Raw genomic sequence first — 7365 nt, forward strand, 5'->3', positions numbered from 1 at the left:
GGGGCCCCCGCCCCCACCGCGCCCGCCCCCGCCGCGAGCCCCGCGGTCACCCCGGACACCGCCGCGCTCGCCCCCTCCGACCCGACCCGGCTGCGGATCCCGTCGATCTCGGTGGACGCCTCGTTCACCCCGCTCGGCCTGGACGCCTCCGGCGCCCTCGGCACCCCGCCGCTCGGCCGCCCCGACCTGGTCGGCTGGTACCGGGACGCCCCCGCGCCCGGCGCGGACGGCACCGCCGTCGTGGTCGGCCACGTCGACGACCGGCACGGCCCGGGCGTGCTGTACCGGCTGGGGCTGCTGCGCCCCGGCCTGACCATCGCCGTCACCCGGCAGGACCGCCGCACCGCGACCTTCACCGTGGACGCGGTGCGTTCCTACCCGAAGAGCGCCTTCCCGTCCGGGGAGGTGTACGCGCCGACCGGCCGGGCCGAACTGCGGGTCATCACCTGCGGCGGCCACTACGACCGGCACACCGGCTACGACTCCAACACCGTGGTGTACGCCCACCTGACCTCCGCCACCTGACGCCCGGCACCTGACCTCCACCACCTGACGCACCGTCAACCGGCCCGCCCCCGGCGGGCCTCGGCCGCCAGGGCCGCCGCCGCGAGCAGGGCCGCCGACAGGGCGGCGACCAGCAGCGGGTGCGGGCCGTCCGGGTGTCCGGCGGTGCGGGCCACGCCCATGAAGTCCACCGCCGCGACCCGGTTGACCAGCAGGTACCACAGCGGCAGGTAGAGCGCCTGGAACAGCCGGTGGCCGCGGCTGACCGCCCCGAGCGCGAGGGCCAGCGAGGGCACCAGCAGCGGCCCGCCGAGCCAGTGCGCGGCCCCGGCGCCGTCGCCCGCGGCCAGCATCCGCAGCAGCGGGGCGAGCCCGGTGAGCGCGGTCAGCAGGACGCCCGCCGCCCACTCGGCCAGCAGCCGCCGGCGCGGCGCCGGGTGCGCGCCGAGCAGTTCGGCCAGCCCGTGCTCGGCCTGCTGGGAGCCCAGCCGGGACCACAGCAGCACCGGCCACAGCCACAGCACCGGCAGCAGCAGCCCGCTCACCGCCCGCTCGGGCACCGCGAACACGGCGGCGGACAGCCCCGCGACCACCGTCCACCAGGTGCGCGGCACGCCCTGCACCAGGATCCGCGCCTCCCCCGCCAGCAGCCGCCCGAACGCCCCGGCCCGCACCGGCACGGTGCCCGGCAGCCCCGTGAACTCCCGTTCCCTCCCGGGCAGTTGCTCTTCCGCCTTCCCCGCCGCCGCCTTCGGGCGCCCCGCGGTCCGGTCGAAGCGGCCGAACCAGAGCGCGGGCAGCACGGCGGCCGCGGCGGCCAGCAGGAACAGCGCCAGCCGGGCCAGCAGGAAGCCACCGGTGAGCGGTGCGCCGTCCCAGCGGAAGGGGTGCAGCGGATGCTCGGTCTCGGTCAGTCCGATGCTGAACCCGCCCCGAGCGTAGGCGAGTTGCTGCTCCTCCAGGGCCCGCCGCAGGGACGGCACCGCGTGCTGCACGCCGAGGCCGCCGAACGGCGCGTGCGCGGACTGGCCGCCGATGGCGATCAGCAGCGCCAACCCGAACCAGAGCACGTTGCCGAACCCGGCCCGCAGCGGCGGGACGGTCTCGAACAGCACGGCCGCCGCGGCCGTCACCGCCAGCACCGGCAGCGCGATCAGCAGGAACGGCGCCAGCAGCGCAACCGGGTCGACGGAGCGGTCCTCGCCGGCCAGCAGCTGCCGCACCAGCGCGGTGCCCGCCAGCACCCCCAGCATCGAGGCCAGCACCAGCAGGTTGGAGAGGAACTTCGCCGCCAGGTACCCGGCGGAGCGCAGCGGCGTGGCCGCCAGCACCTGCCCGACCCCGGTGGTGTCGTCCCGGACGATCGCGCCGCGCACCACGTAGAACCCGCCGACGGCCAGCCACAGCGCCCCGGCCAGCGCGGTCGCGGTGCCGACCCAGGCGCTGTTGTACACGCCCCGGTTGCCGCCCACGTCGATGACGCCCCAGCGGCTGTCGGCGTCCGGCACCGCCAGCCGCCCCAGGCCCACGGCGGCCAGCAGCGTCACCGCGTACACCGGGCGACGCACCCGCTCCCGAAAGTCCCCGACGGCCAGCCCGGCCAGCGCGCGCACCGTCACCGCCCCGCCCCCGGCCGGACGGTGTCCAGGTAGACGTCCTCCAGGTCCGGCCGCACCGGCACGGCGGCCGCGGCCGGCGGGCCGGACGCCAGCAGCCGCAGCCGGACGCCCTCGGCGGTGCGGACGGTGCGCCCCACCCGCCAACGCGCCTGCCAGGCCGGCACGTCCGCCGCCGGGACGGTCAACTCCCACACTCCGCCGTCGAGTTCGCGCAGCAGCCGCTCCGGGGTGCCCAGCCGCAGCAGGCGGCCGCCGGCCAGCACCGCGATCGTGTCGGCCGTCGACTCGATGTCGGAGACGATGTGGGTGGAGAGCAACACGGCCCGCTCGGCGGCGAGTTCACCGAGCAGGTTGCGCAGCCGGACCCGCTCCTCCGGGTCCAGCCCGGCGGTCGGCTCGTCCACCACCAGCACCTTCGGGTCGGCGAGCAGCGCCTGCGCGATGCCGACCCGGCGGAGCATGCCGCCCGAGTAGCCGCGCAGCGGGCGGCGGACGGCCTCGGTCAGGTTGAGCAGTTCGAGCAGCTCGTCGGTGCGGGCCCGGGCGGAGCGTGCCGAGAGGCCCTTGGCGGCGGCCAGGTAGGCCAGGAACTCGCGCGCCGTCAGGTTCGGGTAGACACCGAAGTCCTGCGGCAGGTAGCCGAGTTCGCGGCGCAGCCGGTCGGGGGAGGCGACCGCGTCGACGCCCCGGTAGTGCAGCGTGCCGGTGCTCGGCCGGGTGACGGTGGCCAGGATCCGCAGCAGCGAGGACTTGCCCGCGCCGTTCGGCCCGAGCAGGCCGAGCAGCCCCGGCCCGATCGTCAGCCCGACCCCGTCCAGGGCCCGCTTGCCGCCCCGGTAGACCTTGCCGACCCCGGCCAGTTCGATCACCGGCGCCCCCTCCCGCCGCGCGCCGTGCGCCTTCCACCCGTCCCCGCCCCTGCTGCTGCCCCTGCTGCTGTCCCCGGCCTCGGGACGTCCTCGGTCCACCGGTTCCTCCGGTCCGTTGCGGTCGCTCACGCCCCGAGCCTCGCCGATCCGGGACGGCCCGCCATCTGCCGTTCGGCAGATATCCGCCCGGTAGCCGGGGGTTGCCCGGTAACGGGGGCCGGGGGCGGGCGCGCGCAACGGAAGGCGGTGCCACCCTGGGAGCGGTGGCACCGCCTTCCGGCGTGTCGGTCCGTCCGGTCAGCCCGTGGTGCAGGCCAGGGTCGGAGCGGCGTTGGTGCCGCTGTAGTTGGCGTTGAAGCCGAAGTTGGTGGTGCCGCCCGCCGGGACGGAGCCGTTGTAGGCGGCGTTGTTCACCGTGACGACCTTGCCGGACTGGGTGTAGGTGCCGCTCCAGAGGTTGGTGACCGTCTGGTTGCCGGCGTAGGTCATGGTGACCTTCCAGCTGTTGGTGGCGGTGGAGCCGTTGTTCTTGACGGTCACCGCGCCGGTGAAGCCGGAGCCCCAGTCGGACGCGTTGGCGTAGGTCGCGGTGCAGCCGCTGCCGCCGCCGGTGGTGCCGCTCGGGCTGGGCGACGGGGACGGCGAGGGGCTGGTGCCGCCGGTCGGGGAGGGCGACGGGCTGCCGGTGCCGCCGGTGCCGTGGCTGACCGTGATGTTGGAGTTGCCGCTGCTGCCGTAGCCCTCGGTGGCCAGGATCTCGTAGTTCGGCGTGCCGAGGTTCAGGCCCGCCTTCGCCCACGCGTTGAAGAAGGTGGACACGGTGATGGTGCCGCCGGTGCGCTTCGCCTGGCGGATCGCCCAGAACTGCGTGAAGTTCGAGTGGTCGCCCTCGATGGACGGGGCGTCGGTGCGCTGCGTCGAGTACAGGTCGTAGGTGCTGCCGTCGCTGACCACCGAGCCCAGCTTGGTGGCGCCCGAACTCGGGTTGTAGTTCCCGTAGTTGTCGACGATGTAGTACTCGATGAGCGGGTTGGTGGTCCACCCGTACAGCGACAGGTAGCAGTTGCCGTTGCAGTTCCACGTGCCCGAGTAGGTCACGGCGTCCGTCGTGCCCGGGTTCCAGCCCTTGCCGGCGACGAAGTTGGTGACGTTGTTCCACGTGGTGCTGTACTGGCCGCCGGCGCCCAGGGTCATGGACGCCTGGCCGCTGTTCTGGCTCCAGAACGAGTAGAAGTACCCGTTGTCGGTGCCGGTGCTGTTCGACGAGATGGTCGTGTCGGCGTTCGCGACGGCGGGGACGACGAGGACGGCCGCGAGGGCCACGGCAAGGATGCGTGCCTTGCTGACGAGCCGGGAGAGGCGGCCGCCTCGGGTGGGACGGATGGGCTTCACGGGCCTGCTTCCTCTTCGGTGGGGGACGGACGGAAGGGCGCGCCGCGGCACGACCCGGCGCGGCGCCGCGGCCGAGGTGGCGGCCGGAGCGCGCGGGTGTCGTGAGGGCCTGCCGTTGGCGATGATGCTGGACCGCACCTGTCGGAGTGTCAACACTTTCGACACGCCTGCGAAACAGTGCCGAGCGGCCGGAATTCCCGCGGCCGAGCATCTCCGCAGCTCACCGACCGTCAACGGGGGCCCGGGCATCCGCCCCACCCGCCCAGCAGAGGCGCCCCGCCATGAAAGCTTGCAAGGACGACAGGCCGAAGAGGGCACATTTCTCGAAAATTTCGATCTCTCGATCGATCCCCGATCGATCGCCGCACCGACCGAACCGGCCGCTTCGGCCGCACCGGGCCCGACCCCCGGCACCGGGGCGCTGCGGATACGAACGGGTGATTTTGGGCGGTCCGGCACGGAGGTCGACCGCGGACGGCGGGGCCTTGTCCGGCAAGGGATCTGACGGCGTGTCCGGCGGCACGGGGTGGCCGACACGGGGAGTGACGCCTGACCACGTTGCGTGTCCGATGTGTGGTGATGTGGGCCCGCCCCCGGGTACTCCCAGCCCGGACCGAACTGGAGGAACCATGTCCCGAACTGCCAAGGCCAAGGGCATCGTCGCGCTCGCCGTGGGCGCCGCCGCCGTGGTCGCCGGTGTTCCCGCGCTGGCCGGTGCGGCCACCACCGACGCCCACCGCGCCGCGCCGCCCACCGTCACCATCGACTTCACCGGCACCAACTCGGCGTCCGGCGCGGCCAACGCGATCGGTGCGGGCTTCGGCGGCACCGCCACGGCCAAGGACAGCACCGGCGCACAGGTCGCCACCGTCTACGACCAGTGCACCAAGGACGCGATCTCGGTCGACTCCGCGACCGCCTTCTGCACCGCCGACCTGGTCTTCACCGGCGGCGACCAGGTCACCTTCACCGCGGTCGTCCCGATCGACAACCCGCTGACCGCCAAGTACCCGAAGAACTTCGACGGCGTCGTCACCGGCGGCACCGGCGCCTACAAGGGCCTCACCGGCGCCGTCCACATCAGCAACACCGCCACCGCCGTCTACCAGCTCAGCTGGGACGCCTGACCCCCGGGCCCGGCCCTCGGGCCCGCGCCACGGCCCGCGGAGGCTCTTGCCTCCGCGGGCCGTGGCAGGTCGAGCGGGAGTCAGGCGGCGGGGAGGGCCGTCAGTGCGTGGCGGCGGTCATCGCTGCGGCGTGGGTGGCGAACAGGTGGGCGGTGGTGCGGGTGGGGTTGGCGGGGTCGCTGTTCCACATGACGCGGTGGCCGTCGTAGTCGGGGTAGAACGAGCCGTCGTCGACCCGGGAGGTGAGCAGCCAGAACTGGTCGCCGGCCGCGCCGGAGGCGAGCGCGGCGTCGGTCCACGCCTTGTAGGCGGCGTCGCGGGCGGCGGTGTCGGCGATGTCGCGGCCGGCGTCGATCTGCAAGCCGAACTCCTCGATGACGACGGGCTTTCCGAGGGTGCGGCCGTCGGCGAGGTGATCGGTGATCCAGCGGGTGCCCCAGCCGGTGGCGTCGGTGCCGGGCTTGTTGCTGCTGGTCTCGCCCCAGTTCTGCGGGTAGACGTGCACGGTGCCGTAGTCGACGGCGGGCAGGGCGGTGAGCTTGAGCCAGTCGTTGCCCTCGTAGTTCGAGTACGGGTAGTCGGCCTCGTTCGCCCGACCGTAGAAGCCCTCGTCGCCGACGGCGAGCAGCTGGCGCGGGGCCAGCGACTTCACGTACGTGCTCATCTCGCGGGCCCAACCCAGCAGGGTGGCACCGGACTTGTCGCTGCGGCAGCGCGGCTCGTTGGCCAGTTCCCAGGCCATGACGGTGGGGTCGTCGGCGTAGCGCAGGCCGGTGTAGCGGTTGCGGCGCTGGATCACGTGCTTGGCCCAGGACCGGTACGCCTTGCGGCAGTTGGCGTCGGTGTAGAACTTGTCGTGGTTGACGCCGTCGCCGTAGGAGTCGTCGGCGAGGCCGAGGAACCAGGACACGTACTGCTGCATGCCGCCGTAGTCGGGCCAGTTGTTGACCAGCGGGAGGACGAGGCGCAGGCCGAGCTGTCCGGCCTTCTGGACGGCGTAGTCGAGGCTGTCGAAGGCGGCCTCGTCGTAGCGGAACGGCTCGGGCTGCAGGGCCCGGTAGGAGTGGCCGGAGCCGTCGGCGAACGCCCAGGCGCGGACGACGGTCAGGCCCATCGCGGCGGCGTCGTTCAGCACCGCGTCGATCATGTAGTGCGACTGCTGGTGCAGGTAGTAGCAGTTGGTCCCGCCGAACCGGAACGTCCGCCCGTCCAGGCGCAGTTCACCGCCGCGCGCGGTCACGAAGGAGCGGCGGCCGCGGCCGGAGCCGTCCTGGCCGCCACCGCCCTGGCCGTTGGAGCCCTGGCCGTTGGAGCCCTGGGCGTCCTGGCCGGCGGCGAAGGCGGTGCTGCCGAGCAGCGGGGTGGCGGCGAGGCCGAGGGCGGCCGCGCCGAGCAGGTGGCGGCGGCTGGTGGTGCGGGGCTGGTCGTTCACGTGCGTCCTCCGGACATGCGGGTGGGGTGGGGGTGGCGCCTGGGGGGATCGTGAAGTCCCGGGAGCGGCCCGGCCGGTGGGGTTCCGGCCGGGCCGCGGGGTGGGTGGCGGTGGGCGTACCGCTCGGTCAACTCGGCCGGTGCGGTCGGCTCGGCCGGTGCGGTCAGCCGTTGACGGTCTTCTGGGCCTCGGACCACTTCTTGTTCAGCTCGGCGAAGTAGCTGTCCCGGTCGCCGGGGGCCGCGCCGCGGGCGATGTCGACCAGCTTCTGCCGGTAGTCCGGGGCGTCCAGGTTGATCTCCGCGCCCTTGTCGATCTTCTTCACGACGGCGGACTTGTCCTGCTGCTGCCCGATCAGCTGCACCCCGTTGTCGGTGAACGGCTTGAGCGTGGCGGGCAGTTCGGAGCCCTTGACCGAGGAG

Annotated in this window: 6 protein-coding genes and 1 pseudogene; 2 read left to right on the top strand and 5 right to left on the bottom strand. The window is 73.8% G+C overall.

The genetic code is table 11. The annotated features are described in order from the left end of the window. Nucleotides 1–525: class F sortase (locus IH44_RS0138075; RefSeq protein WP_030464432.1), on the top strand; the 525-nt coding region annotated here is incomplete at its 5' end. Nucleotides 526–560: 35 nt separating this feature from the next. On the opposite strand, the gene IH44_RS0138080 is transcribed toward IH44_RS0138075, so the two are convergent. The 3 genes from IH44_RS0138080 to IH44_RS0138090 form a co-directional block, all read right to left on the bottom strand. Further along, nucleotides 561–2123 (bottom strand): hypothetical protein, encoded by a 1563-nt coding sequence (locus IH44_RS0138080; RefSeq protein ID WP_035957581.1) that lies wholly within the window; start codon nt 2121–2123, stop codon nt 561–563. Further along, nucleotides 2120–2992, bottom strand: coding sequence for an ATP-binding cassette domain-containing protein (locus tag IH44_RS0138085; RefSeq protein WP_030464434.1), 873 nt, complete (start codon nt 2990–2992; stop codon nt 2120–2122). Before IH44_RS0138085 ends, IH44_RS0138080 begins: the two co-directional genes overlap by 4 nt. 297 nt (nt 2993–3289) lie before the next feature. After that, nucleotides 3290–4384, bottom strand: coding sequence for a glycoside hydrolase family 11 protein (locus IH44_RS0138090; protein WP_035957584.1), 1095 nt, complete (start codon nt 4382–4384; stop codon nt 3290–3292). Between the two features lie 629 nt (nt 4385–5013). Here IH44_RS0138090 and IH44_RS42010 point away from each other — a divergent pair. Beyond that, complete coding sequence (locus IH44_RS42010; RefSeq protein ID WP_035957586.1) at nt 5014–5511, top strand: hypothetical protein; 498 nt, start codon at nt 5014–5016, stop codon at nt 5509–5511. Between the two features lie 100 nt (nt 5512–5611). Here IH44_RS42010 and IH44_RS0138100 read toward each other — a convergent pair whose 3' ends face one another. Together IH44_RS0138100 and IH44_RS0138105 are read right to left on the bottom strand one after the other, a co-directional pair. Beyond that, nucleotides 5612–6943: a cellulase family glycosylhydrolase gene (locus IH44_RS0138100; protein ID WP_051818193.1), complete on the bottom strand. Its 1332-nt coding sequence runs from the start codon at nt 6941–6943 to the stop codon at nt 5612–5614. 163 nt (nt 6944–7106) lie between these two features. After that, nucleotides 7107–7365 (bottom strand): annotated as a pseudogene (locus IH44_RS0138105) (carbohydrate ABC transporter substrate-binding protein); the annotation flags it as partial.

Source organism: Kitasatospora sp. NRRL B-11411 (genome assembly GCF_000721345.1).
Lineage (GTDB): Bacteria > Actinomycetota > Actinomycetes > Streptomycetales > Streptomycetaceae > Kitasatospora > Kitasatospora cineracea.